Below are 23,209 nucleotides of genomic sequence, written 5' to 3'. Positions count from 1 at the left end.
AGTTCGGGTCGCTCATCCCAGGCTTTGTTCTGCTCTCTCGATCATGCCAAGGAGGGCGTCGGTGAACTCACGGTGGTGCTCGACCAGGCCCAGGTGACCGCAGTTGCGAACCTCGACGAGCTCCGCGCCGGGCACCCGGCGGACGATCTCCTCGGCGTGCTCGAACGGCGTGAGCGCGTCCTTGTCGCCGCCGATCACCACGCACTCGACCTTCTGGAGCGGCTCGAGTGAGGCGTACTTGTCGTGCAGCGCGAAGATCGGGTAGAAGTCCGCGATCACCGAGATCGGTGTCGCCGCGATCATCTCGTTCACGAACTCGGTGAACGCCGGCGGCACCTCGGAGCCGAACGCGTACTGCCGGGTCAGCAGATAGCTGATGTCCGTCCCCGCCTTCCGCCCCCGCTCGACCGCATCCGGGACCCGGGCCAGCGCGGACACCGTCGGGAGCGCGAGTTTCCGCAACCACCGGCCGGGCAGTCCCGGCAGGATGATCGGTACGTCGTCCAGCTGACCCGCGCTGGTCGAGCACAGCCCGACGCCGATGATCCGGTCCCCGAACAGCTCCGGGTACTGGTCGGCGAGCGCCATGATCGTCATCCCGCCCATGGAATGCCCGACCAGAATCACCGGACCGGTCGGTGCGTACTCCGAGATGATGCCGTGCAGATCGCGCCCGAGCTGGTCGATGCTGATGTTCTCCTTGGGCGACCGCCCGGATCGCCCGTGCGACCGCTGGTCGTAGAACACCATCTTGCCGATCCCGGCGAGATCGCGGCGCTCGAAGTGCCAGAGGTCCATGTTCAGCCCGTACCCGTGCGCGAAGATCACCGTCAGATCCTCTGGCGGCAACGGCAGCTTGCGCCCAAATCGCTTCTTCGGCGGCGGCGCAGGTCGCCGGGACCGCTTCAGCTCGTCAACTTCGACGTACAGCTCGACGCCGTCGTCGGCGGTGAAGACATGCGGAGTACCACGCAGGGAGCCGAACGGCTCCGCCTCCAACTGCGCACGCTGACCCGACCGGCGGCCGATGACCGTGCGCTCGACCGCAACTCCGGCGGCCGCACCGGCGGCCAGCACCCCGACCGCGGCTCCGATGAGGCCAGCGGTCCGTCCTGCTTTCGACATCGCCTACTCCTCGACCGCAGCAGTGTCGATGTAGCGCCGCGGGATCCGCGGCCCGAGCCGGGTGACGATCTCGTAGTTGATCGTGTGCGCGGCCTCGGCCCAGTCGTCGACGGTCGGTTCCCCGGAAGTCCCCGGACCGAACAGCACGACCTCATCGCCGGCCGCGACATCGTCGTCCTCGAGGTTCACCACGCACTGGTCCATGCAGATCCGCCCAACCACGCTCCGCCGCCTACCGGCCGACTGCACCGGGGCTCCGTTCGACGCGTGCCTCGGCAGACCATCGCCGTACCCGAGTGGGATCAGCCCAAGCGTCGACGGCCGCGGCGCGGTCCAAGTCAGCCCGTACGAAACACCGACACCAGCCGGCACCCGCTTGACCATCGCGAGCCGTGCCTTCAACGTCATCGCGGGCCGCAGCCCCAGCTCACTGGCCGACATCGCATGCCCGAACGGCGAGAGCCCGTACGTCGCGACGCCGGGCCGAACGAGGTTGAAATGGGTCTCGGGCAACTGCAGCGTCGCGCCGGAGTTCGCCAGGTGCTTGAACTCGGCCTCGACCCCGAACGACTCGGCCACCTCGATCGCCTCGAGGAAGCTCGCCAGCTGCGCCTCGTTGATCGCGCTCTTCGGCTCGTCCGACTGAGCCAGGTGCGACCAGATGCCCTTGATCTCGATCCGCCCGGCGGCCTGCTCCCGCAGCGCGGCGCGAATCAACGCCGGCCACTCCTCCGGTACGGCGCCGCCCCGGCTCATGCCCGTGTCGATCTTCAGGTGCACCCGGGCGGGGCGGTCGTCGACCGCGGCAGCCAGCTCGTCGATCTCCCACGGCGCACCGGCGGACAGGTCGATGCCGGTGGCAATCGCCTCCGCCAAAGGCTCACCCGGAGTAGTCAGCCAGCAGAAGATCGGTCCGGTGTCACCGGCGTCCCGCAGCGCGAGCGCCTCCTCGAGAACGGCCGCACCGATCCAGTCCGCACCAGCGGCGCGAGCGGCCTGGGCGACCGGCACGATGCCGTGCCCATACCCGTCGGCCTTGACCACCGTCATCAGCTGCGCACCCTCGGCACGGTCACGCAGCGTGGCCACATTGTGCCGAATCGCCGCCAGGTCAACAATCGCCTCGGCGCGCGTCGGACGCTCGCGTGGCGGATGGCTACTGGGTGACTGGTGAGTAGGCATAGCCCTCCCAGTGTCTCAGGCCGCGGCGATCAATCCCGGCAGGGATGTCATCTTGTGGAAAACTTGACGCGCGTCGGCCAGCTTCGCGGGGTCAGTCATCCCCGCGTAGCCGAAGACCGTCATACCGGCCGCGTTGGCGGCGGCGACGCCGAGTGGGCTGTCCTCGACGACGACACAGTCAGCCGGTTGCACGCCCAGGGTGGCGGCCGCGTGCAGGAACAGATCGGGCGCGGGTTTGCCGTGCGCAACGTCCTCGGCACTGAAGATTCTGCCCGCGAACCGGTCCAGGAAACCGACCGCGGTCAGCGCCGTCCGGATCCGCCGATGAGTCCCCGAGGACGCGAGACAGTACGGCGTACCGGTCGCTTCGAGCTCGTCGAGAACGTCCTCGACCCCCTCGATCGCCTGCAGGTGCGCGAACCCGTCGAACAACCGCTGGTGGTACCGATCCTCGAGATCAGCCGGCAACGCCCGCCCGAGCTGGGCCTCGGCCTTCAGCCGCATGGACGCCATACTCCCGCCCATGAAGTCCCGTACCGCTTCGTCGAACGTGTACGGCAACCCCGCCTCGGTCAGCAACTCGGCCAGGATCGTATTGGCCAGCCGCTCCGAGTCCACCAGTACGCCGTCATTGTCGAAAATCACCAGACCGGTCACGCAGGAGACCCTACGCAACCGGTCTGATCACAAGGCCCTCAGCTCTCCTGGATCGAGAAGTCGTTGAAGGTGAAGCGCTGCTTCGTGTTGTTCGTGGAGACGACCTCGACGCCGTAGTCGACCTGCCACGTGGTGGAGTTGGCCGGGATCCACTTGCGGGCCTCGAGGTCCTTGAAGAAGGCCTGCAGCGGCATCGTGCCGGAGGTCTGCGAGTTGACCGACTTGTAGGTGAAGATGCCGCCCGGCTTGGTGGTGCCGCCGGCCTTCCAGACCTCGTACGCCTGGCCGCCGATCGTCGTCGTACCGACCTTGGTACCGGCCGGGGTCTGACCGTGGTTCTGGGTCCAGATCATCAGCTCGTTCGAGAAGCCGTCGTTGATCCAGACGTCGAAGGCGACGTTGTAGATACAGCCGGTGCAGCTCGGCGCGGTCGCGGCGAACTTCGCGGACTGGATCTTGGCCAGCGGGAAGTCGTTGTAGTCCTTGTGCACGTTGGGATACGCCTGTACGCCGTTGTCTCCCGGCCGTGACTGCGTGACGTCCTCGTACCAGCTGTTGTAGTTGCAGACCGCCATCGTGTACGTGCCGTTGTGGTTGTTCCACATGTTGTTGTGCACGTAGTACTGACCGTAGGTCCGGCCCTCACCCTGGTTGCCGGTCGCCGTGGTGGTCCACGTCGGCTTGGTGCAGGTCTGACCCGGGTTGCTGGTCGGCGGCGTACTGGTCGGCGCGGTGGTCGGCGGCTTGGTGGTCGGAGGCTTCGTCGGCGGTGCAGTTGTCGGCTTGGTGGTCGGGGGCTTCGTCGTCGGTGCGACGGTCGGTTTGGGGGTCGAGGGCTTGGGTGTCGGCGGTTGTGCCGGAGCGGTGACGAAGTCGTAGTGCGCGGTGTAGCGCAGCTTCGTCCCCGCGCGGTAGTTCTTGCCGTCGCGCCGTACGGCGTGCAGCCGGTAACTCGTGGCGGTGGTCTTCGCGGGGTCGATCGACAGTTGCGCGGGTCCGGAGGCGATCGCGGTGATCGCGACCGGCTTCTTGCCGAACCCGTGCAGGACGGTGCAGCCGGAGCTCTTGTCGAGGACACAACTCTCGACACGCCCGACGCTCGGGAGGGTGGTGATGGTGCTGTCCGCGGCGTTGGTGGTACTCGCCACGACGGGGTTTTCCTTGGCTGCCTGGACGGCGATCGGGACGGCGACCAGCGCGCTCAGGGCAAGGAAGACTGCCGGAACGACGAGACGGCGTCGGGCAGTTCGGGTGGGGGGCATGCGTAACGATCCTTCGTCTGTTCGACGGGCCGCGCTGTGTTGCCCCAGCACTTACAGCGGATCAGCCCTACCTGTGAGGTTGGATCCCCAGTGGGACCGGCAGTGCCGGCCGTGGTCTGTCAGCGCGCCGACGTTATCCAACCGTGATCTGATGCGCCACCCCCAACCGGGCGGTAGCACTGACTTTACGCGCCTTTGACGGTTCGACAGCCTGCAACGCCACGCTCACCTTCCGCGTCCCTACAGTGTGAAGATGCGGATGACTGCCCTCGCCGGAGCCGGACTCCTCCTGCTCGGACTCGCCGCCTGCGGGAACGAGTCGAGTGCCGGGGGAACACTGACCGGCAAGACCTATCTGTCGACCTCCATCACCCAGGAAGGCGAGGGCAAACCACCGGCACCGGACACTCGCGTGCGGCTGCATTTCACCGATGACGGCCGGCTGATCGCCGACGCCGGCTGCAACACGATCCAGGCCCCGGTGTCGACCGGCGACGGCAAGATCACGCTGAAGCAACCGGCGGCGATGACCGAGATGGGCTGCCCGGGTGGCCGAGACCAGCTGGACCTCTGGCTGATCAACCTGCTGAAGAGCAGTCCGACGTGGAAGCTGTCCGGGAACACGCTCACGGTCGCGGCCGACGGTACGACGATCGCCCTGACCGACCGCGAGATCGCCGAACCGGACGCCGCCATCGACGGCACCAAGTGGACTCTCAGCGGCGTGATCGACTCGGACTCGATCAGCCACCAGGTGGGCGCGGAGAAGGCCTGGATCACCCTCAACGGCGACCGGGTGACCGGTTTCACCGGCTGCAACGAACTGAACGGCAAGGTCGCCCGGGCCGGCCACATCATCACCTTCGGCGAACTGGCCACCACCCGGCGCGCGTGTGCCGGGGACGACGGCAAGCTGGAGTGGTCGCTGGTCAATGGCCTCAAGGGGGCGATGACCTACAAGATCGAAGCCGGCAACCTCACCCTCTCGGCGGGCACCAACGGGCTGACCTTTACTGCAGCCCGCTGAGCCGACGCGCGTTCAATTTGATGGCGAACGCTTGCACTTGGTCGGCTGCGGTCTCGTAGGAGATCAGCAGCCGGCCGTCCTGTGCCAGCTTCTGCCGCTGCGCAGCCGTCAACGGAATCGACCACAGCTGCAGACCGCGAGTGATCTGCTGCTCGGACTGCTTCACCAAGCGACCACTCATGTCTGGAGCCCACGGCGGGATGCCGCCATCCGTCACTGCGCACGGCGTGAAGGGGTCTCCGCTGCAACTCGACGTCCAGACTGGGATCGCCCCGAGCTCGCCGGTGGTCAGGAACGCGCGGGCAGTCCCCTTGCCACGAGACACGGTGACGATGTCCACGGCGTTGCCCCGCAGACCGGCGTACCGGATCTGCAGGTCTGTGCTGGGGACGCGCCCGGAGATCGGTACGCCGTTCCGCGCGGACTGGGCGATGGTCTGCGGGGACAGGGCGCCGTTGAGGTTCGGACTGGAGATGTCGGGCGGACCGGGGACGGTCGGCCGGTCAGCGGGTGGGGTGTAACCGGGGAGCGTCGCCAGACCCCAGCGGTACGGATCCGACTGCACCGAACCGAGTGCGGACCATCCGAGCCGAGTGCTCTGGTCGATGTGCCGCAGCGTCGTCGTACCGGGCGCTGAGGTGTCGTCATTGTCGTACGGCGTGATGTTGAGCCCGAGTCTCGCCGGGTCGACCGCGGCCGGCAGTAGCGCGAGCGGGATCTTCACCTCGAGGTCGTAGCCACCGCCCGCGTACGCATGCGGCACGGCGGTCTCGTTGCTGCCGACCCACTGCGCAGTCGACGCCACCTCTACGCCTGGCGCGGGGCCCTGTTTGTTGTCCGCGTCACGGGACCAGCAGGGCTTACCTGTCTGGCTGAACGGGCCACTCTGACTAAAAGGGAAAACGCCGAGCTTGAACGTGTTGGCGGTGTCCATCAGCGACTGTGACGCCGTACCGCGTGGGTCGAGCAGGATCTCCACCGAGTCCGCCTGCCAGTGGCCGACGCACTCGGCCGGTGTGACGGCGTACGACTGGTAGTCGTCGTTGACGTGGATGAAGAAGTACAGCGCGTCGTCTGACCAGCTGACCTTTGCAGTGCTGCCACAGTCGGCCGGACCGGTGCAGCCGGAGGCGCCTTGCCAGATGCGGTTCACGTCGAGCGTTGGGCCCGGGTACTCACCCGGTGCGGCCTTTCCGTCGACCGCTACTGCTGCCTGCGGGATCGCTGTCGTTGGAACCAGGCTTAGCGTCAGTGTCTCGCTGCCGGACGCCGTTCGGATCGGTATCGACACGTTCTGCTGTACTGGCAGCGCAGTGTCGGTGTTGGTCAGTCTGAAGGTCACAGTGGCGTCGGCACCGGGCTGCAACGTGTACGGCTTGGAGGTGGCATCCGTCGTGAAGTTCGACGGTAACTCCAGCGACACTGCGCCGCTCTGCGGCCGAGCCGACCAGTTGTGCACCACGACCGGCACGTCGATGCTCTGTCCCACGCCCATCGACTGGATCGCCTGCGACCGCCCGAGCCGATTCGCCTGCGGTGCAACGGTTTCCAGCCACTGGTCGTACTCCTGCCAGTTCCCCCACCGCTGGAAGCGCCCCTCGGCCGCAGCGACGATCCGTACGACGTTGTCCGTGTAGCCAGACGCCTTCGCTGTTTTGTAGTGCGCAGCGATCCGTGCGTTCTGGTCAACGGTCGCAGAGGCCGGCGGGGTGACCGTGAAGGTCACATCAGCGCGCGAGCCGGACCTGACCTCCTTCGGCCCATCGGTCACCCAGCCGGCCGGCACTGTGAGCTCGACCGTGCCGCGCGCGAGCTTCCCGCGCAGGTGCACAGTCGCCTGGAACGGCTCCCCCGCCACGTTGTAGAACCGCGAGAACGTCAAGTACTGCAAGGTTCCGAGTGGCAGACCACCAGGGTCAGGCTTCATCGCCCCGAACAGGATGGCCTCGTCCAGTCCGGCCGCCGGACTACTGTTCGGCTGGAACGGCACGAACGACTGCGTCATCGCGAACCGCGAGCACGCCGGCGCCGACGTCCCCTTGAACATCACCCGGCTCTGCGTCGGATACGCCGCCCGCCCCTCGTCGGCCACCTGCTGCCAGATCTTCGCCGTACCGGCTGGTTGGCCCTGCAGGTTCCCAGCCGGCCAGGTGTACGGCGACGGGTAGCCGGTCCACACGCCAGCCACCGTGTCCAAGCCACTCGGGGTGAAGCCGGTCGTGCAGTTGGCGGCGGACGTCGTACCACCTGTCCCCGCTGTGCTTCCGCCGGAGAACACCTTCTTCACCTGCCACGTGCTGAGCGCCTTCGGCCCACGCAACTGCTCCGGGAACCGCGTCGGGTCGGCCGCTGCCAGCACGCCTTCCCAGATGAGCCGCCCGGCCTGCTGGTGGTTGCCATGGCCCGCAGCCAGCGTCGGAGTGAACCCGATGTAGATCTCCGGCTGCGTCTGCCGGATCACTCGAGTCACCCGGCGTAGCGTCTCCTCCTCGTCCCAGAAGTACTGCGTCAGCGGCGCACTCTGGTTGTAGAAGAAGTCGATCCGATCCAGGTTGAAGATGTCGACGGTCCCAGACCGGTAGTGCGCAACCCGGTCCTCGTTCTCCCGCCTTAGCCCGAGGTCCGGTCCCAGCTCGGTCCCGACCGCATTCCCGCCGCCCTCGCCCCGAGTCACCATGATCACGCCGCACTTCACGCCGTACCGCTGATGCCAAACCCCACACGGCCCGATGATGCTGGTGTCGTCGTCAGGATGCGCCCACTCGCCCATCACATGGATCTTGGTCTGCGCATCAGCCACGTAGGACCGAGTCGCCGAAGCCGGCAGCGGACCGGCGATCAGCAGTGCAACAACCAGCAGGGCGAAACGTTTCATTCGAGCACCTCCGGGCGGTGGGTGCATTCCTACCCACAACCCCGCGGCTCAAAGCAAAATCTGTCGAGTCACCTCAGGGAGCGCCGCGGCAACCTTCATCGCGGTGATCGGTCCATCGGCCGCAGCGAGCTGGCCGGCTGCTGCGTGCAGGTATGCCGCCACCGCTGCCGCCTCGAACTCCGGTACGCCGCCGGCCAGCAGCGAGCCGAGTAGTCCGGCGAGCACGTCACCCGATCCGGCCGTCGCCAGCCATGGTGTGGCGATCGGGTTCACGAAGGCCGAGCCGTCTGGTGCGGCGACGACTGTGGTCGCGCCCTTGAGCAGTACGACGAGTTGGCGGTCCTCGGCGACCTCTCGGGCGTAGTGCAGCCGCCGTGCCTCGATCTCCTCGCGCGGTACGCCGATGAGCTGGCTGAGCTCACCTGCGTGCGGGGTGATCACCACGTAGCCCGCACGGTCCGTGTCCAGTGCGGTGATCCCGCCGGCGTCGACCACCACCGGCAGGTCCTGCTGTTGGGTGACTCGATCGAACAGCTCCCGGTCCAGCGTCTCGTCGCTCAGCCCGGATCCGACGGCCCACGCCTGCACTCGTCCCTCGCCGACAACTACCTCGGGGTGCACCGCGAGAACCGCACTGGCGACTGCGTCAGGGCCGACGTACCGCAGCATCCCGAGGGGACCGGCCAGCGCACCTGTGGTGGCGATGACCGCGGCACCTGGGTACTGCGTGGAGCCGGCGATCAGTCCGAGCACACCGCGTGAGTACTTGTCGGAGTGGGTGTCTGGGATGGGATAGAGCGCGCGGACGTCGTCCGGTTGCAGGGACTGGACTGGGGCGTCCGGTAGGTCGAGGCCGATGTCGATCAGGTGGACGGGGCCGCAGGCGGAGGCGGCTGGGTCGATCAGGTGGCAGATCTTGTGGGTGCCGAAAGTGACTGTGAGTGCAGCGTGGACGTGCGGTTCTGGGGTTTCGCCGGTGTCCACGTCTACGCCGGACGGGGTGTCGACCGCGACGATCGGGACCTGGTGGTCGGCGGCGAGGGTGACGGCTGCGAGTGCTTCGGGTCGGAGGCCCGGGCGGCCGCCGATTCCGACGATGCCGTCGACGACTACATCGGCGGTCGGGATGTCGTCGGTCGAGCCGACTCGGCCGCCGGCTGCTTGCAGTGCGGCCAGGCCCTCGGCGTGGGCGTGGTCGGAGAGCGGGACGGCGATCACCTGCGCACCACGCCGGGCTAGGCGAGCGCCGGCGTACAGGGCGTCACCGCCGTTGTCGCCGGAACCGATCAGCAGCACGACGCGAGCGCCGTACGTGCGGCCCAGGAAGTTGCCGATAGCAACGGCGAGGCCGCCGGCCGCGCGCTGCATCAGGGTGCCTTCCGGCAGCTTGGCCATCAGCTCGGCCTCGGCGGTGCGGACCTGCTCGACGGTGTGCGCGCGACGCATGCTCAGCCCTCCAGAACAACCACAGCGGAAGCGATCCCGGCATCGTGACTCAGCGACAGATGCATGCTCTGCACCCCAAGCCGCGCAGCCTGCGCAGCCACCGTCCCCGTGATCTCCAACCACGGCCGCCCGGTCTCATCGGTCTGCACCTCGGCATCGTGCCAATGCATCCCCGCCGGTGCCCCCAACGCCTTGGCCAAAGCCTCCTTGGCCGCAAACCGAGCCGCCAACGAAGCCGGCGGCTTGACCGCCTCCAACTCCGTGAACACCCGATCCCGCAACCCCGGCGTCCGCTCCAACGTCTTCATGAACCGCGCCACGTCGACCACATCAATCCCCACGCCGACGATCATGCTCGCCAGACTAACTCCCCCTCCCCCACCAACCTCACCTACCCACCCGGACCGCCAACACTCACCAACCTCGTTCCAGGCGGCGGCTCCACGCTCAGATCGCCCGCCGCCGACCGCCTTTCGGCTACTTGGTGAGTGGGGGCGGTCCGGTTGAGGCGCGGATCCGCATGTCGACGGCGAGGTCCAGGCGGAGGGCGGCTGGGGTGGTACCTCGGGCTAGGTCGAGGACCAGGCGGGTGGCTAGTTCGGCCATTTGGCGGAGGGGTTGGTGGACGGTGGTGAGGGTCGGGCCTACCCACTGGGCGACGGGGAGGTCGTCGTAGCCGACAACCGAGAGGTCGCGGGGGATTTCGAGGCCGAGTTCGCGGGCGGCCTGGTAGACGCCCAAAGCCTGCATGTCGCTGCCGGCGAAGATTGCGGTCGGCCGGTCCGGTAGGCGAAGAAGCGCGAGGGCCTCGCGATAACCGCCGGTCACCGCGAAGTCGCCGACCCGGATCAGCTCCGGATCGACCACCAGCCCGGCCGACCGAAGAGCGTCCGTGTATCCGTCGACCCGTTGCCGCGAGCACAGGACCTCGCCCGGCCCACCGATCACCGCGATCCGGCGGTGACCGAGCGCGGTCAGGTGCTGGGTCGCCATCCGGCCGCCGTTCCAGTTCGCCGAACCGATCGCCGGTACGTCGGCCCCGACGTCACCCACCGGATCGACGACCACGATCGGGATCCGCCGCGCCTCCAACTGCGCCCGTTGGTCCGCACCCAAATCCGAGAAGACCAGGATCGCCCCGAGCGGTCGACGGTTCAGCACCGACTCGATCCACTCCTGCCGCGGCCGCCAGTCACCTCCGCACTCCGACAGTACGAGCTCGACACCTTCGGCGCGGGCTACCTCCTTGACCCCGCCGATCAGTTCGATCGCCCACTCGCCCCCGAACTGGCTGAATACCAGGTCGATCATCTGACTGCTCGTCGTACTGGCTGAGCGTCGCCGGTAGCCGTGGTCCTGGATCAGCTGTTCAACCCGGGCCCGGGTCGCCTCGGCCACATCGGACCGTCCGTTCAGCACCTTGGAGACCGTCGGGACCGAGACTCCGGCCATCCCCGCGATCTCCGCGATCGTCACCCGTTCCGCCGTCACGCCCTCAGCCTATCGCTCCCAGAACCGAAACTTTCGGCCCAACCGAGGCCGGGTTGAGACGAAGCCCACGCCGGTGTGGTGTGGTGCACTCCCCGCGGATGGGAAGAATGGGGGCCATGCTGCAGCCGTCCCGGGAGGTGACTCCCTACACCGAGCTGGATCGGGCCGCCTGGGCGGAGCTGGCGGAGACCACCATCTCGCCGCTGACGGCCGAGGAGATCGAGCGGCTGCGGGGTCTCGGTGACGAGATCGACCTGGACGAGGTCCGCGAGGTCTACCTTCCGCTGTCCCGGATCCTGTCCCTGTACGTCCGCCACGCGCGCGCGCTCCACGAGGACACCGAGAGCTTCCTCGGCAAACCGGCCGCGACCCGGACGCCGTTCGTGATCGGGATCGGCGGATCGGTTGCCGTCGGCAAGTCGACCACCGCCCGCTTGCTGCGCGAACTGCTGGCGCGCTGGCCCGAGCACCCGCGGGTCGCGCTCGTCACCACCGACGGGTTCCTCTGGCCGAACGCCGAGCTCGAGAAGCGCGGCCTGATGCTGCGCAAGGGCTTCCCGGAGTCGTACGACCGCAAGTCGCTACTGCGCTTCGTGGTCGAGGTGAAGTCCGGGATCGACGCGGTCGAGGCACCGGTCTACTCGCACCTGCACTACGACCGCATGCACGGCGTCCGGACCACCGTCGAGCAGCCCGACATCCTGCTCCTCGAAGGCCTGAACGTCCTCCAGCCTGCCCCTCGGCACGCCGACGGCAAGAGCGGACTCGCGGTCAGCGACTTCTTCGACTTCTCCGTGTACGTCGACGCTGCCGCCGCCGACATCCGCTCCTGGTACGTCCACCGGTTCCTCAAACTGTGGGAGACGGCCTTCCGCAACCCCGAGTCCTACTTCGTCCGGTACGGCGAACTCAGCCGCGAGGAAGCGGTTCGCAAGGCCGAGTCCCTCTGGGACGGCATCAACGGCCCGAACCTGCGCGAGAACATCCTCCCGACCCGCTCCCGCGCCACCCTCGTCCTCCGCAAAGGCCAAGACCACGCCGTCCGCTGGGTCCGCCTCCGCAAACTCTGACCCACCCGGCCGACCCCCGCGAAGACACATCTCGTGGGTACACCCATCCCACGGTGGGTTGGCCAATCGGAATCCGGCTAGCCAACCCACCGTCTCGTGGGTACACCCATCCCACGGCGGGTTGGCCAATGCGATTCCGGCTAGCCAACCCACCATCTCGTGGGTACACCCATCCCACGGTGGGTTGGCCAACGGGATTCCGGCTGGCCAACCCACCATCTCGTGGGTATACCCATCAGACGGATCTGAGGTGGCGGGTGAGGGTTCGGAGGGTTTCGGCGGTGGCGATGGCGTCGCTGCGGGCGTTGCCGTGGCGGCCGTCGGAGCTGTAGAGGGTGGGGTCGGTGGACAGGGGGTGGTCGGTGAGGTTGATGTGGATGGTGCCGAGTTTGGCGGCGAGGGCGGCTGTGCGTTCGGACAGGGTGCGCATTCGTTGCCTTAGGCCTGGACGCAGCCACTCGACGACAGCGGGGCTGTAGGAGACGTCGAACATGCCGAGCGTCATCACCTCCGCGCCGGCGTCCTGCAGGGTGGTGATCAGCTCGGTCAACTCACGGTCGACCCGATCCGCGTCGTACGTCGCTGGGAACGCATCGTTGCCGCCACCAACCACCAACGCAAGGTCGGGGCCGAAGGCAACTGCCGGTACGAGTTGGGTGGCGAGGATCTCGCGCGTTCGCAACCCGCTCACCCCGAGGTTGAGGTACGCGATCGGCCCGAGTTCATGTGCGATCCGGGCCGCCCACTGCAGGTCGCTGTAGCCCTCGACCGGCTCGCACAGTCCCTCGGCCACGCTGTCGCCCAGTACGACGAAGCGTCGCCACGGGTGCCCGGCGAGCAGCTCCTCGCTCTCGCCGGGGCGCAGGCAATAGGGATCGGTCTCCTCGGTCACAGGGCCTCCACCGGGGCTGGGGTATCGAGCACCTTGCCCGGCCCGCGCCGGATCAACGGGTAGGCGCTGAAGATCAGACACACGATCCCGGATCCGATCAAAGCCGGGAACAAGCCGAACCCGGTCACCAGTTCACCGGCCAGCAACGCACCAAGGGGTAGACCGGCGAACGACGTGGCCGCGACCAGCCCGATCACCCGTGCCTGCAGGTCCTTCGGGACGTGTTCGTACAGGACTGCACCGAAGACCGGATTGATCGCCGCGATCCCGATCCCGGACAGGAACGTCACCGCGACCACCAACTCCAGGCTGTCGCTCAACCCGAGTACCAGCAACCGCGGACTACCGCCGATAAACGCACCGAGCGCGAACGTCAGATACCGCGGCAGCTTCGTCGCCCACACAGCGAATGCGATACTCCCGAGCAGAGCGCCAGCCGCGAACGCACCGAGCGTCAGACCGAGACCGGCCGGAGATCCGAGTTCATCCGCAACCCACACCGGGATGAAGACCGCCGTACTCGCGCTGGCGAAGATGTTCACGGCGAACGTGGTGATCAGCATCGTCGCCAGCAACGCATCACGACGTACGTAGGCGAATCCAACTGCGAGCGAGCGGAAGTACTTGTCCGGCCGGGACGCCGACACCACCTCCGGCGGGCGCACGAATCCCGCAATCAGTAGCCCACACACGAGAAACGTGACCGCGTCGATCCACAACACCGACGACGCATCCGTCCAGTAGATCAGCAGCCCGCCGAGAGGCGCACCGAGCAAGGTCGCACCCCGGGAGAACGCCTCGTGCAACGACGTGATCCGGATCAACTGCACTCCGGCCGCCTCAGCCATCGGCCGAACCAGCAGGTCCTTCGACCGATCCGCAGCACCCCGCAATCCACCGGCGACCGCAACCAGAGCCAGCAGTACGGCGAACCCGATCGTCGCCGTACCCGCGATCGCGGCGACCGCGACAGCACTCGTCAGGTTCGCCAGGATCGCCGTACGGCGGGGGCCCAGCCGGTCGATCACCGGACCGGCCATGATGCTCACCACGATGTACGGCACCAACTCGACCGCCGCCACCAGGCCCATCCGCGCCGCGCTGCCGGTGGTCACCAGCACCAGCCACGGAATCGCCACCATCGTGATCCGGCTGCCCACCGCGGACAGGACGTCCGCGACGAACAGGATCACCAACCCACGACGCGCGGTCATGCTGGGTGCAGTTCCGCGTAAAGCTTGCGCAAGGCAACCTTGTCGACTTTGGCAATGCGCGTGAGCGGCAGCTCGGCGACGAAGTCGATCGCCGCCGGCGCCCACATCTCGTTCAACTGCTGAGCCACCCAGCCACGCAGTTCATCAGCAGTCACCGGCGATCGCGCGACCACAAAGGCATGCACGGCCTCCCCCACGACCGCATCCGGTACGCCGATCACCGCCGCCGTCCGCACAGCCGGGTGACTACCAAGAACGTCCTCGATCGGCCGACAGAAGATCGCCCAGTTGCGGCGCGTCGTGACGATCATGTCGTGCACCCGATCGACCAGGAACAGATAGCCGTCCGCATCCAGATGACCGAGATCCCGAGTCCGCAGCCAGCCGTCGACCAGCGTCTCCGCCATCAGTTCGGGCTTCCCGAGATACCCAGCGAACGTGAGCCGGCTCCGCACCCACACCTCACCGTCCTGCCCCGGCTCGAGCACCTTCCCGTCGTCATCGCGGATCTCCACCTCGACATCGCCGTACGCCGTCCCCGCGGAAGCAAGCCGCTCCGGATGCGCCGGGTCCTCGGTCAGCCCGGGTTGCGCGGTAACCACCACGGCCTCGCTGAGCCCGTACACGATCCGCAATACCGGCCCGAATCGCGCGATCCCCTGCCGCAACCGCGCCGGAGTCGCCGGACCCGCACCGACGTTCAGCATGAACAAACTGCTGCAGTCGAAGTCCGCACCACCCGGATGATCGAGGAGCTCGTACAACATCGGCGGTGTGACGTACGTCGATGTGATCCGCTCGGTCGACACGGTCCGATAGAACTCCTCCGGCGACCACGTGTCGGTCAGGAACAGCACCCCACCGGTGAACAGGTTGAAGAAGCTGGTGATCTGCCCACTGGCCAGCCACAGCGGCGAGCTGGAGTAGTGCCGCAGCAGCGGAAACCCGTTCGCCACAAAGGCCGCCGCGAGTTCAAGGATCTGCTCGTAGAACGCCTCCGTGTGATGAACCAGCTTCGGATCGCCGGTCGTCCCACTCGTCTGCAGCACCGAATCCGGCGCCGGCACCTGCTCCACCTCGTACGGCGTCGCAGCACCCCGAGCGACGAGTGAGTTCAGCCCGTACGACGGCATCGGCGCGAGCGCGGTCGCGAGCTCACTCCCGAGTTCCGCCTCCTCGTCGTACACGAGGGCATCCGCATCAGCGAGCACGGCGAACCGATCGATCTCGCGGCGCGACGTGATCGGCGCGCACCACAGCACCCGACAGCCGTGCAGATGCAGGGCGAGTTGCAGTGCCGGGGCGTCGAAGCAGTTCGCCGCCATCACGAGCACCTTGCCGCCCGGCCGGATCCCGGCGTCCCGCAGCGCGGCGGCGATCCGCAGCACGTCCGCGGACAGCTCGCCGTACGTCGCCTGCCGGGTGGCGCGCACCAGCGCCGGCCGCTCGGCGAATTGCGCGAACAACGCCAGGACCCGGTGCACGTAATTGCCGGACTTTTCGGGCAGCACGAATTCAGGTGGCATTAAATAGTTTCCCCTCACCCCAACGGCGACCCCCAGCCGTGCCGCGACTCTACTGGACCGTCCAGCACCTGAACAGTGCCGGAAACGGCCTGCTGCACACGGTTTCGTCGCTCTCCGGAGCCGCCCGGTCACCGCGCCTCCCGGACGAAGGTATACCCCTGCGAACCGGGGGTACGAACCCCTCGCTAACCACCACCGGAAGCATTCGAAACAAGCATTTGCCGATGCATTGACCGGCTCGAAGAATGCGTAATACGTTCCGTCCGATTCCATTCCGCCGGGAGGTCCGTCCATGCATGTTCCGAAGCACTGGCGCGCGGTCGCACTGACTGCCGCACTGACTCTGGCCGGGTCGACCCTGGCCGGCGCGAGTTACGGCGGTGGTGGCCATCGCGCCAACACCTGGGTCGGCACCTGGGCGACGGCCGTCACGCACGGCAACGCGGCCGGGTCGACCAACCTCGGCCTGACCGACCAGAGCGTCCGGCTCGTGGTGCGTCCGTCGGTCGGCGGTGACAAGATCCGGATCCGGCTGTCGAACATCTACGGCGAGAAGACCGTCACCGTCGGCGCAGCCACCGTTGCCAAGCCCAACAAGGCGACGCCGGAGCAGTCCGACATCGACCCGAACACCCTGCGCACACTGACATTCAACGGCTCCGGTACGGCGTCGATGGTGAAGGGCAGTGAGCTGCTCAGCGACCCGCTGAACTTCGAGCTCGGCAATCTCGACGACCTCGTGGTGAGCCTCTACTTCCCGGTGAACACCGGCCCGACGACCTTCCACGGCTCGTCCTTGCAGGAGAACTTCGTCGGCCCGTCGAACCTCGTCGACCAGCCCGGCGGAGCGGCGTACACGTTGACTCGGCGCTGCTGCTTCTTCTTCCTGTCCGGCGTCGATGTCCAGGCCGATGAGCCCCGAGGATCGATCGTCGTTCTCGGCGACTCGATCACCGACGGCACCGCCAGCACCTTCAACGCGAACAACCGCTGGCCCGACCAGCTCGCCGAGCGACTGGCCGCGAGCGGCAAGCCGTTCCCGGGTGTGCTGAACGCCGGACTGGCCGGCAGCCGGCTCAACCACGACGGCACCGAGCCGTCCGACAACGGCGCGTTCCCCGGCTTCAACGAGGTCGGCGTGAACTCGCTGGCTCGGCTGAACGAGGACGTGTTCCCGCAGACCGGCGTACGGACCGTCATCACTGAACTCGGCGTCAACGACATCTGGATGTCCGACGACTCCGCGGACGAGATCATCGGTGCGCTGCGGCAGATCAACACCCAGGTCAAGGAACGTGGACTGCGCAGCATCGTCAGCACGATCACGCCGTTCGAAGGTATCGGCGGTACCGACAGCTGGACGCCGGCCAAGGAGACCACCCGTCAGGCGGTCAACAGCTACCTGCGGTCGAGCCGCGAGTTCGACGGCGTTCTCGACTTCGACAAGGTGCTGCGTGACCCGGCCGCGCCGAGCAAGCTGAACGCGCTCTATGACTCCGGTGACCACATCCACCCGAACGACGCCGGCTACCAGGCCATGGCCGCGTCCGTGCCCTTGAAGCTGGTGCGGTAAGCCATGCATTCTCGGAGCACGAACGACTCACGGTCCGCCGCTGATGTCGTCGCCGCCCTCGGCTCCGAACAAGGCCGCCGCGATCCGATGCCGCTTTTCGCGGAGCTGCATCGGATCGGCCCGGTCAGCCGGCTCACCCCCGGCAGCTCGCCGTACGCCTTTGTCATCAACGGGTACGACGCCGCCCAGGAAGCCCTCAAGGACACCCGGTTCCATCGGCTGCTGTCGGCGGATCCCAATCCACAAGATCCGGTACTGCGTCATCTCGGTGGCTCGATGATGTTTCGCGACGAGCCGGACCACCTGCGGATGCGCAAGGTCTTCCAAGCCGTCCTGACTCCACGTCGACTGGCCGGTTTCGAACCGGTCGTCGAGGCGCTGGTCGCCGAACTGCTGGACGAGCTCGGCGCCAAGCAGGAGGAGGTCGTGGACTTCACCGACTTCGCGTATCGGCTGCCGATCACGGTGATCGCGATCTTCCTCGGCATCCCGCGCTCCGATGTCGCCTGGTTCAAGGACCGCACTCAGCGGATCGACGAGTACCTCGATCTCGGCGGCAAAGAACCCGCCAAACTGGCCGCCGCGAACCGGGCGGCCGAAGAGCTCAACGACTACTACGCCCGGATGATCTCCGAGCGTCGACTGCGGCCGCGCGACGATGACCGGGGTGGTGGGGCGGGGAAGGAATCAGACACAGTCGGCTCATTGGTTCATGCACTGGACTCCGGTACGTCGGGGATCGACGAGCAGGAGTTGATCGACAACCTGCTGGTCCTGGTCAACGCCAGCTTCGTCACCACGATGAATCTGCTCACCAACGGTCTCGAGCAACTGCTCGCCGTACCGGCTCTGATCGATGCCCTGCGCAATGATCCGGAGCTCGCGTCGAGCTACGTCGAGGAGATTCTGCGACACCAGAGTTCCGTCCAGCTGATCAGCCGGAAGGCGTCGACCGATCTCGAACTGGCCGGCGTCGCGATTGCTGAGGGCAGTCTGGTGCTGATCCTGCCCGGCGCGGCGAACCGCGACCCGGCGAAACATCCGGACGCCGACACCTTCGATCCCGGCCGCGAGGACCTGCAACACCTGTCCTTCGGCGCCGGACCGTTCTTCTGCGTCGGGGCCGCCTTGGCTCGGATGGAAGGACGGGCGGCCTTCGGGCAGCTGTTCCACCGCTTTCCGACATTGCAACTCGCTGGGGAACCCGAACGCAGTCATAGTCTGCTGTTGCGTGGACATCGATCCATGCCGATCCGATTGGGGTGAGCTCATGCCGCTGGATCCACAGGTGGAGGCGATGCGCGCCGAGCGCCAGGCCCGCGCCGTACCGCAGCTCTACACCCAGACGCTGGCCGAGGCACGCGCCGCCGACCTGGCCTCGATCCAGGAGGCGGGCGGCCAGGCCGAGCCTGTCCATCACGTCGAAGATCTTTTCACCGATGCCGGGCTGCCGCTCCGGCTCTATCGGCCGGATCTGGCCGGGCCGTTGCCGACCCTGATCTACTTCTTCGGCGGCGGCTGGACGCTCGGCAGCATCGACACCGCCGACGGCATCACGCGGCGGCTGGCGAACGCCGTACCGTGTCAGGTCATCACCGTCGGATATCGGCTCGCGCCGGAGCACCCGTTCCCGACCGCGGTTCACGACTGTCATGACGCCACGCAATGGATCGCCGCTCAGGCCGACAAATTGCAGGTCGATCCCGCCCGATTGGTTGTCGGTGGGGACAGTGCTGGTGGAAACTTGGCGGCGGCAACGACATTGCTTGCCCGGGACAAGGGTCCGGCGCTCGCCGGGCAACTGCTGGTCTACCCGAATACCCGGTACGGCGCGAATACGCCGTCGATGCTCAGCGGCGACGACCCGCACCTGTTCAACAAGACCTCGGTCGGCTGGTACTGGGATCACTACCTGACCGACGCTCTCGACGGCCTCGATCCGCTCGCCTCACCGCTACTCGCCCTGTCACACGAAGACCTCCCGCCGGCCCTGGTGATCACGGCGGAGTACGACCCGTTGCGTGACGAGGGTGAGTTCTACGCGGAGAAGCTGCACGCTGCCGGAGTACCAACCACACTCAGCCGGTACGACGGGATGGTGCACGGGTTCTTCGCCATGGCGGGCATTCTCGACGGCGGGCGGCGAGCGACCGCCGAAGCCGCGGCCTGGCTCAGTCGGACCTTCTCCCATGGCTGAGGCGTTGGTCGATTTCGAACAGCTCGCCGAGCTGCCGGCCGCCGTACATGACTTCGTTGCCGGCGGCAGCGGTGCGGAGCTCACGCTGCGCCGCAATCGGTCTGCGCTCGACGCAATCACCGTCACTCCGCGAGTCCTCGGCGGCGTCGAGTCACCCGACACGACAACCACGATTCTCGGTACGCCGGCCGCCCTGCCGGTCGCGGTCGCGCCGATGGCCTACCAGCGTCTGTTCCATCCGTTGGGTGAACTCTTCCTCGCCAAAGCCGCTGCCAACGCGGGGATTCCGTACGTCATCAGCACGCTGAGCAGTGTGCCGCTGGAGAAGATCGCGGCGGTCGCGCCGTCCTGGTTCCAGCTGTACTGGCTGCGCGACCGCAAGACCGTTCGTGCGCTGATCGATCGTGCCACCGCGTCCGGGTGCCGCGCCTTGATGATCACGGTCGATGTGCCGGTGATGGGTCGCCGGTTGCGCGATGTCCGCAACTCCTTCGCGTTGCCGCCCGAGGTCACGGCGGCCAATCTTGTCGACAAATACACAGAGGCACATTGTGGGGTGAGCGGCTCGTCTGCGGTGGCTGCTCATACGGCCTCCGCGTTCGATCCGACGTTCTCCTGGCGCGACCTCGCGTGGGTGCGATCCGTGACCGAGATTCCCTTGCTAGTAAAGGGGATTCTCGATCCGCGGGACGCGCTCGCCGCCGTCGATGCGGGCGCCGACGGCGTGGTGGTGTCGAACCACGGCGGCCGACAGTTCGACGGTGCACCGGCCTCGATTGATGCCCTCGGCTCCGTTATCGATGCGGTTGGCAATGACTTCCCCGTGTTGCTGGACAGCGGGATCCGCGGGGGCACCGACGTACTAAAGGCGCTCGCGATCGGAGCGGACGCCGTACTGGTCGGGCGGCCGTTGCTGTGGGCACTCGCTGCCGGAGCGGCCGACGAAGCGCTCGCGCTGCTCGGCCGCGAACTGCGGGATGCGATGCTGCTGGCGGGCTGCGCGGACCTCGCCGCGGTCGCCGACCTGGTGACGGGGAGGAGCTGATGGCCGACCTCGACGTGACCACACTGCACGCGTCGCTCACCGATCGCGCGCTGAACTCGATGACCTTCCTCAACGAGATCTCGCACCACTATCCGGACGCGATCTCGCTCGCGGCTGGTCGGCCGACTGAGGAGTTCTTCGACCTGGACGACGTACCGCGCTATCTCTCGCTGTTCGCGGACTATCTGCGTGAGCGGGGTCTCGACGAGCCGGCGGTGCGGCGGACGATCCTGCAGTACGGGCGGACCAAGGGCATCGTGCACGAGTTGGTCGCGCGCAATCTCGCGGTGGACGAGGACATTCATGTCGACCCGGAGGCGATCGTCGTCACCGCCGGATGCCAGGAGGCGATGCTGCTCACACTGCGCGCGCTCCGGGCCGACGCAACGGACGTGCTGCTGGCGATCTCACCGGCGTACGTCGGCATCACCGGCGCGGCGCGCGTGGTCGACCTACCGGTCCTGCCGGTGCCCGATGTCGACGACCTTCTAACCGTGGTCAAAGGCGCGCGCGCCGACGGTCTGCGCCCGCGTGGCTTCTACGTGATGCCGGATTTCGCCAACCCGTCCGGGCTCAGCATGGATCTGCCCACTCGGCATCGCCTGCTGGAGATCGCTGCAGCCGAGGACCTGCTGCTGCTCGAGGACAACCCGTATGGGCTCTTCCCCGCCGCCGGTGTCGATCGGCTGCCGACGCTGAAGGCGCTCGACACCGAACGCCGCGTGGTCTATCTGGGGTCGTTCGCCAAGACCGGTCTGCCCGGTGCTCGGGTCGGCTACGTGGTTGCCGACCAAACCGTCAGCACCGGCGGCCTGTTCGCCGATGAGCTCTCGAAGCTGAAGAGCATGGTCACGGTGAACACCTCTCCGATCGCCCAGGCGGTCATCGGCGGCAAGCTCCTGGACTGCGACTTCAGTCTGACCACGGCCAACCAGCGTGAGCGCGAGATCTACGCCGGCAACCTGCAGACCGTCGCTGATCACCTAGCCGGTGTTTTCCCGAACGGCGAGGTGACCTGGACCGTCCCGTCGGGCGGGTTCTTCGTCGTCATCACCGTCCCCTTCGCGGTCGACGATGAGCTGCTCACCACGTCGGCCCAGGAGTACGGCGTGCTCTGGACACCGATGGCGCACTTCTACGAGTCGGACGCTCCGGTCAACTCACTCCGGATCTCCTGCAGCGGGACGACCGGCCCGCAACTCTCGGCCGCGCTCGATCGGCTGACCGCGCTGATCAGGGATCGCTTGAGCTGAAATTGGTCCTCTCAGCGCTTTTCAAACTGGATCTGCGATGGAGACCGCTCTGGTTCTAGCGTGATCGGTATGACGATCTGCGATGTCCCCGTAGAGCCTACCCAGCGACTGCTCGGTGCGCGGTTCATCCGCCTGCTGGTGATGGCCACTGGATCCGGACTCAGCATGTACCTGCTGACCTCGGTGGTCCCGCTCTACCTCGCGGCCCACGGCTCAGCCGCCATCGGCCCCGGGCTCGCAACGGGCGCAATGATGCTCTCCGCAGTCGCCGTCGAACTGCTCGTCCCCCGGATGCTGGCCCGCTGGGGATACCGCGTCGTACTCGGCCTCGGCCTGGTCCTGATGGGCGCACCCGCGCTGGTGCTGCTCACCACGTCCTCGCTGCCGATCGTCGTACTGGTCTCCGTGATCCGTGGCGCCGGCTTGGCCATCAACGTGGTCGCCGCGGTCGCCCTGATCGCCGAGCTGGCACCAGCCCATCGCCGCGGTGAAGCACTCGGCCTGTACGGCGTGGTGGTCGGCGTACCAGCGGTTGCCGGCCTACCGCTCGGGGTCTACCTGACGAATGTGATCGGCTTCAACGCCCTGTTCGTGATCGCCGCGGTGGCCGCTCTGGTTCCGTTGGTGTTGGCGAGCGGCATTCCCAGCCAGACCAGCGCCGAAGAGACCCACGTGAAGGTTCTCGGCGGTCTGCGCGGCAGCGGCCTGCTGATGCCGTCGTTCGTGTTCGCCGCCGTCACCCTCGCCGCAGGCATCAGCGTCACCTTCCTCCCCCTTGCCGCCGGCAACCATTCCCTGGCCGCCACCGCCCTACTCCTCCAAGCCCTCGCCACCCCCGGCGCCCGCTGGCTAGCCGGCCGCTACGGCGACCGCGTCGGCCCGGCTCGCCTACTCCCCGCCGCCCTCACCCTCTCCGCTCTAGGCGCCGCCGGCCTCATCCTGATCGACACCCCGATCGCCGTACTCACCGGCTCAACCCTCTTCGGCATCGGCTTCGGCGCCGCCCAGAACCTCACGCTCACCCTCATGTACAACCGAGCCCCCGCCTCCCGCTACGCCCAAGTCAGCGCCCTCTGGAACCTCGCCTACGACGGCGGCTGGGGCCTAGGCGCCATCGCCTTCGGCGCCGTAGTAGCCGGCACCGGCTACCCCCTCGCCTTCGCCCTAACCGCCACCATCGTCGCCCTCAGCATCATCCCGGCCGTGCGAGCGGCTGTCGTTTCATAGCCCTTGGGGTACGGCAGGGTGGCTGAGGTGCGCTGGCATGCGGCCGGCGTCGTGGGTGCCGGGCACTCGCCGCCGCGGCCGGCTTACAGAGGAGGTGTGGCTGGCCGAGCAGATGGCTGGGCCGGTTGGCGAGGTCGCGCCCGTGTA

Annotated in this window: 19 protein-coding genes; 8 read left to right on the top strand and 11 right to left on the bottom strand. The window is 67.3% G+C overall.

Annotated elements, in window-relative coordinates:
- Window positions 1-12 precede the first annotated feature (12 nt).
- From ACFTSF_RS14420 to ACFTSF_RS14405, 4 genes are read right to left on the bottom strand one after another with little or no spacing between them, the layout of a single operon-like run.
- The gene (locus ACFTSF_RS14420; RefSeq protein ID WP_380154220.1) at window positions 13-1,125 is read right to left on the bottom strand and encodes an alpha/beta fold hydrolase; all 1,113 of its coding nucleotides are present in this window, start codon (window positions 1,123-1,125) and stop codon (window positions 13-15) included.
- Between the two features lie 3 nt (window positions 1,126-1,128).
- Complete coding sequence (gene alr / locus ACFTSF_RS14415) at window positions 1,129-2,307, bottom strand: alanine racemase (RefSeq protein WP_380154219.1); 1,179 nt, start codon at window positions 2,305-2,307, stop codon at window positions 1,129-1,131.
- Window positions 2,308-2,322: 15 nt separating this feature from the next.
- Window positions 2,323-2,964, bottom strand: coding sequence for an HAD family hydrolase (locus ACFTSF_RS14410; protein ID WP_380154218.1), 642 nt, complete (start codon window positions 2,962-2,964; stop codon window positions 2,323-2,325).
- A gap of 38 nt (window positions 2,965-3,002) precedes the next feature.
- Window positions 3,003-4,226, bottom strand: a complete 1,224-nt coding sequence (locus tag ACFTSF_RS14405; protein WP_380154217.1) for a hypothetical protein — start codon at window positions 4,224-4,226, stop codon at window positions 3,003-3,005.
- Window positions 4,227-4,479: 253 nt separating this feature from the next.
- Between ACFTSF_RS14405 and ACFTSF_RS14400 the strand changes: the two genes are divergently transcribed.
- On the top strand, window positions 4,480-5,253 hold the full coding sequence (locus ACFTSF_RS14400) for an META domain-containing protein (protein WP_380154216.1): 774 nt from the start codon (window positions 4,480-4,482) through the stop codon (window positions 5,251-5,253).
- On the opposite strand, the gene ACFTSF_RS14395 is transcribed toward ACFTSF_RS14400, so the two are convergent.
- The 4 genes from ACFTSF_RS14395 to ACFTSF_RS14380 form a co-directional block, all read right to left on the bottom strand.
- Complete coding sequence (locus ACFTSF_RS14395; RefSeq protein ID WP_380154215.1) at window positions 5,237-8,128, bottom strand: sugar-binding protein; 2,892 nt, start codon at window positions 8,126-8,128, stop codon at window positions 5,237-5,239. The two genes, ACFTSF_RS14400 and ACFTSF_RS14395, sit on opposite strands and share 17 nt — an antisense overlap.
- 48 nt (window positions 8,129-8,176) lie before the next feature.
- Window positions 8,177-9,574: an NAD(P)H-hydrate dehydratase gene (locus tag ACFTSF_RS14390; protein WP_380154214.1), complete on the bottom strand. Its 1,398-nt coding sequence runs from the start codon at window positions 9,572-9,574 to the stop codon at window positions 8,177-8,179.
- 2 nt (window positions 9,575-9,576) lie between these two features.
- Window positions 9,577-9,927 (bottom strand): holo-ACP synthase, encoded by a 351-nt coding sequence (locus tag ACFTSF_RS14385; protein WP_344144739.1) that lies wholly within the window; start codon window positions 9,925-9,927, stop codon window positions 9,577-9,579.
- A 124-nt stretch (window positions 9,928-10,051) separates the two neighbouring features.
- Entirely contained in the window at window positions 10,052-11,065 is a 1,014-nt protein-coding gene (locus ACFTSF_RS14380) for a LacI family DNA-binding transcriptional regulator (protein WP_380154213.1), read from the bottom strand.
- Window positions 11,066-11,181: 116 nt separating this feature from the next.
- Between ACFTSF_RS14380 and coaA the strand changes: the two genes are divergently transcribed.
- On the top strand, window positions 11,182-12,135 hold the full coding sequence (gene coaA / locus ACFTSF_RS14375) for a type I pantothenate kinase (protein ID WP_380154212.1): 954 nt from the start codon (window positions 11,182-11,184) through the stop codon (window positions 12,133-12,135).
- A gap of 235 nt (window positions 12,136-12,370) precedes the next feature.
- Here coaA and ACFTSF_RS14370 read toward each other — a convergent pair whose 3' ends face one another.
- Genes ACFTSF_RS14370 through ACFTSF_RS14360 form a run of 3 tightly spaced genes read right to left on the bottom strand, consistent with a single transcriptional unit; the run spans window position 12,371 to window position 15,767 of the window.
- The gene (locus tag ACFTSF_RS14370; protein WP_380154211.1) at window positions 12,371-13,027 is read right to left on the bottom strand and encodes an SGNH/GDSL hydrolase family protein; all 657 of its coding nucleotides are present in this window, start codon (window positions 13,025-13,027) and stop codon (window positions 12,371-12,373) included.
- A complete protein-coding gene (locus tag ACFTSF_RS14365) occupies window positions 13,024-14,241 on the bottom strand; it encodes an MFS transporter (RefSeq protein ID WP_380154210.1) in 1,218 nt (405 codons plus the stop codon). The genes ACFTSF_RS14370 and ACFTSF_RS14365 overlap by 4 nt, the downstream gene beginning before the upstream one ends.
- A complete protein-coding gene (locus ACFTSF_RS14360) occupies window positions 14,238-15,767 on the bottom strand; it encodes a class I adenylate-forming enzyme family protein (RefSeq protein WP_380154209.1) in 1,530 nt (509 codons plus the stop codon). The genes ACFTSF_RS14365 and ACFTSF_RS14360 overlap by 4 nt, the downstream gene beginning before the upstream one ends.
- 292 nt (window positions 15,768-16,059) lie before the next feature.
- Between ACFTSF_RS14360 and ACFTSF_RS14355 the strand changes: the two genes are divergently transcribed.
- The 6 genes from ACFTSF_RS14355 to ACFTSF_RS14330 all read left to right on the top strand — a co-directional run bounded on the left by ACFTSF_RS14355 (window position 16,060) and on the right by ACFTSF_RS14330 (window position 23,062).
- On the top strand, window positions 16,060-17,340 hold the full coding sequence (locus ACFTSF_RS14355) for an SGNH/GDSL hydrolase family protein (RefSeq protein WP_344144726.1): 1,281 nt from the start codon (window positions 16,060-16,062) through the stop codon (window positions 17,338-17,340).
- A 3-nt stretch (window positions 17,341-17,343) separates the two neighbouring features.
- Window positions 17,344-18,606, top strand: coding sequence for a cytochrome P450 (locus ACFTSF_RS14350; protein WP_380154208.1), 1,263 nt, complete (start codon window positions 17,344-17,346; stop codon window positions 18,604-18,606).
- 4 nt (window positions 18,607-18,610) lie between these two features.
- Window positions 18,611-19,537 carry an alpha/beta hydrolase gene (locus ACFTSF_RS14345; RefSeq protein ID WP_380154207.1) on the top strand — a complete coding sequence of 309 codons (927 nt, stop codon included), beginning with the start codon at window positions 18,611-18,613 and terminating at the stop codon, window positions 19,535-19,537.
- Window positions 19,530-20,582 (top strand): alpha-hydroxy acid oxidase, encoded by a 1,053-nt coding sequence (locus tag ACFTSF_RS14340; protein ID WP_380154206.1) that lies wholly within the window; start codon window positions 19,530-19,532, stop codon window positions 20,580-20,582. Before ACFTSF_RS14345 ends, ACFTSF_RS14340 begins: the two co-directional genes overlap by 8 nt.
- Window positions 20,582-21,835, top strand: a complete 1,254-nt coding sequence (locus ACFTSF_RS14335) for a PLP-dependent aminotransferase family protein (RefSeq protein ID WP_380154205.1) — start codon at window positions 20,582-20,584, stop codon at window positions 21,833-21,835. The genes ACFTSF_RS14340 and ACFTSF_RS14335 overlap by 1 nt, the downstream gene beginning before the upstream one ends.
- 69 nt (window positions 21,836-21,904) lie before the next feature.
- The gene (locus ACFTSF_RS14330; RefSeq protein WP_380154204.1) at window positions 21,905-23,062 is read left to right on the top strand and encodes an MFS transporter; all 1,158 of its coding nucleotides are present in this window, start codon (window positions 21,905-21,907) and stop codon (window positions 23,060-23,062) included.
- Window positions 23,063-23,209 lie beyond the last annotated feature (147 nt).

This window comes from Kribbella sp. NPDC056951 (genome assembly GCF_042674205.1).
In the GTDB taxonomy this organism is placed as follows: Bacteria; Actinomycetota; Actinomycetes; order Propionibacteriales; family Kribbellaceae; genus Kribbella; species Kribbella yunnanensis.
This window is presented reverse-complemented; position numbering and strand designations above follow the sequence as displayed.

Bases quoted from the DNA above. Each gene is read 5' to 3' on its own strand.
- ACFTSF_RS14420 (WP_380154220.1), bottom strand. From the start codon at position 1,125: ATGTCGAAAGCAGGACGGACCGCTGGCCTCATCGGAGCCGCGGTCGGG.
- alr (WP_380154219.1), bottom strand. From the start codon at position 2,307: ATGCCTACTCACCAGTCACCCAGTAGCCATCCGCCACGCGAGCGTCCG.
- ACFTSF_RS14405 (WP_380154217.1), bottom strand. From the start codon at position 4,226: ATGCCCCCCACCCGAACTGCCCGACGCCGTCTCGTCGTTCCGGCAGTC.
- ACFTSF_RS14400 (WP_380154216.1), top strand. From the start codon at position 4,480: ATGCGGATGACTGCCCTCGCCGGAGCCGGACTCCTCCTGCTCGGACTC.
- ACFTSF_RS14395 (WP_380154215.1), bottom strand. From the start codon at position 8,128: ATGAAACGTTTCGCCCTGCTGGTTGTTGCACTGCTGATCGCCGGTCCG.
- ACFTSF_RS14390 (WP_380154214.1), bottom strand. From the start codon at position 9,574: ATGCGTCGCGCGCACACCGTCGAGCAGGTCCGCACCGCCGAGGCCGAG.
- ACFTSF_RS14385 (WP_344144739.1), bottom strand. From the start codon at position 9,927: ATGATCGTCGGCGTGGGGATTGATGTGGTCGACGTGGCGCGGTTCATG.
- coaA (WP_380154212.1), top strand. From the start codon at position 11,182: ATGCTGCAGCCGTCCCGGGAGGTGACTCCCTACACCGAGCTGGATCGG.
- ACFTSF_RS14365 (WP_380154210.1), bottom strand. From the start codon at position 14,241: ATGACCGCGCGTCGTGGGTTGGTGATCCTGTTCGTCGCGGACGTCCTG.
- ACFTSF_RS14360 (WP_380154209.1), bottom strand. From the start codon at position 15,767: ATGCCACCTGAATTCGTGCTGCCCGAAAAGTCCGGCAATTACGTGCAC.
- ACFTSF_RS14355 (WP_344144726.1), top strand. From the start codon at position 16,060: ATGCATGTTCCGAAGCACTGGCGCGCGGTCGCACTGACTGCCGCACTG.
- ACFTSF_RS14350 (WP_380154208.1), top strand. From the start codon at position 17,344: ATGCATTCTCGGAGCACGAACGACTCACGGTCCGCCGCTGATGTCGTC.
- ACFTSF_RS14345 (WP_380154207.1), top strand. From the start codon at position 18,611: ATGCCGCTGGATCCACAGGTGGAGGCGATGCGCGCCGAGCGCCAGGCC.
- ACFTSF_RS14340 (WP_380154206.1), top strand. From the start codon at position 19,530: ATGGCTGAGGCGTTGGTCGATTTCGAACAGCTCGCCGAGCTGCCGGCC.
- ACFTSF_RS14335 (WP_380154205.1), top strand. From the start codon at position 20,582: ATGGCCGACCTCGACGTGACCACACTGCACGCGTCGCTCACCGATCGC.
- ACFTSF_RS14330 (WP_380154204.1), top strand. From the start codon at position 21,905: ATGACGATCTGCGATGTCCCCGTAGAGCCTACCCAGCGACTGCTCGGT.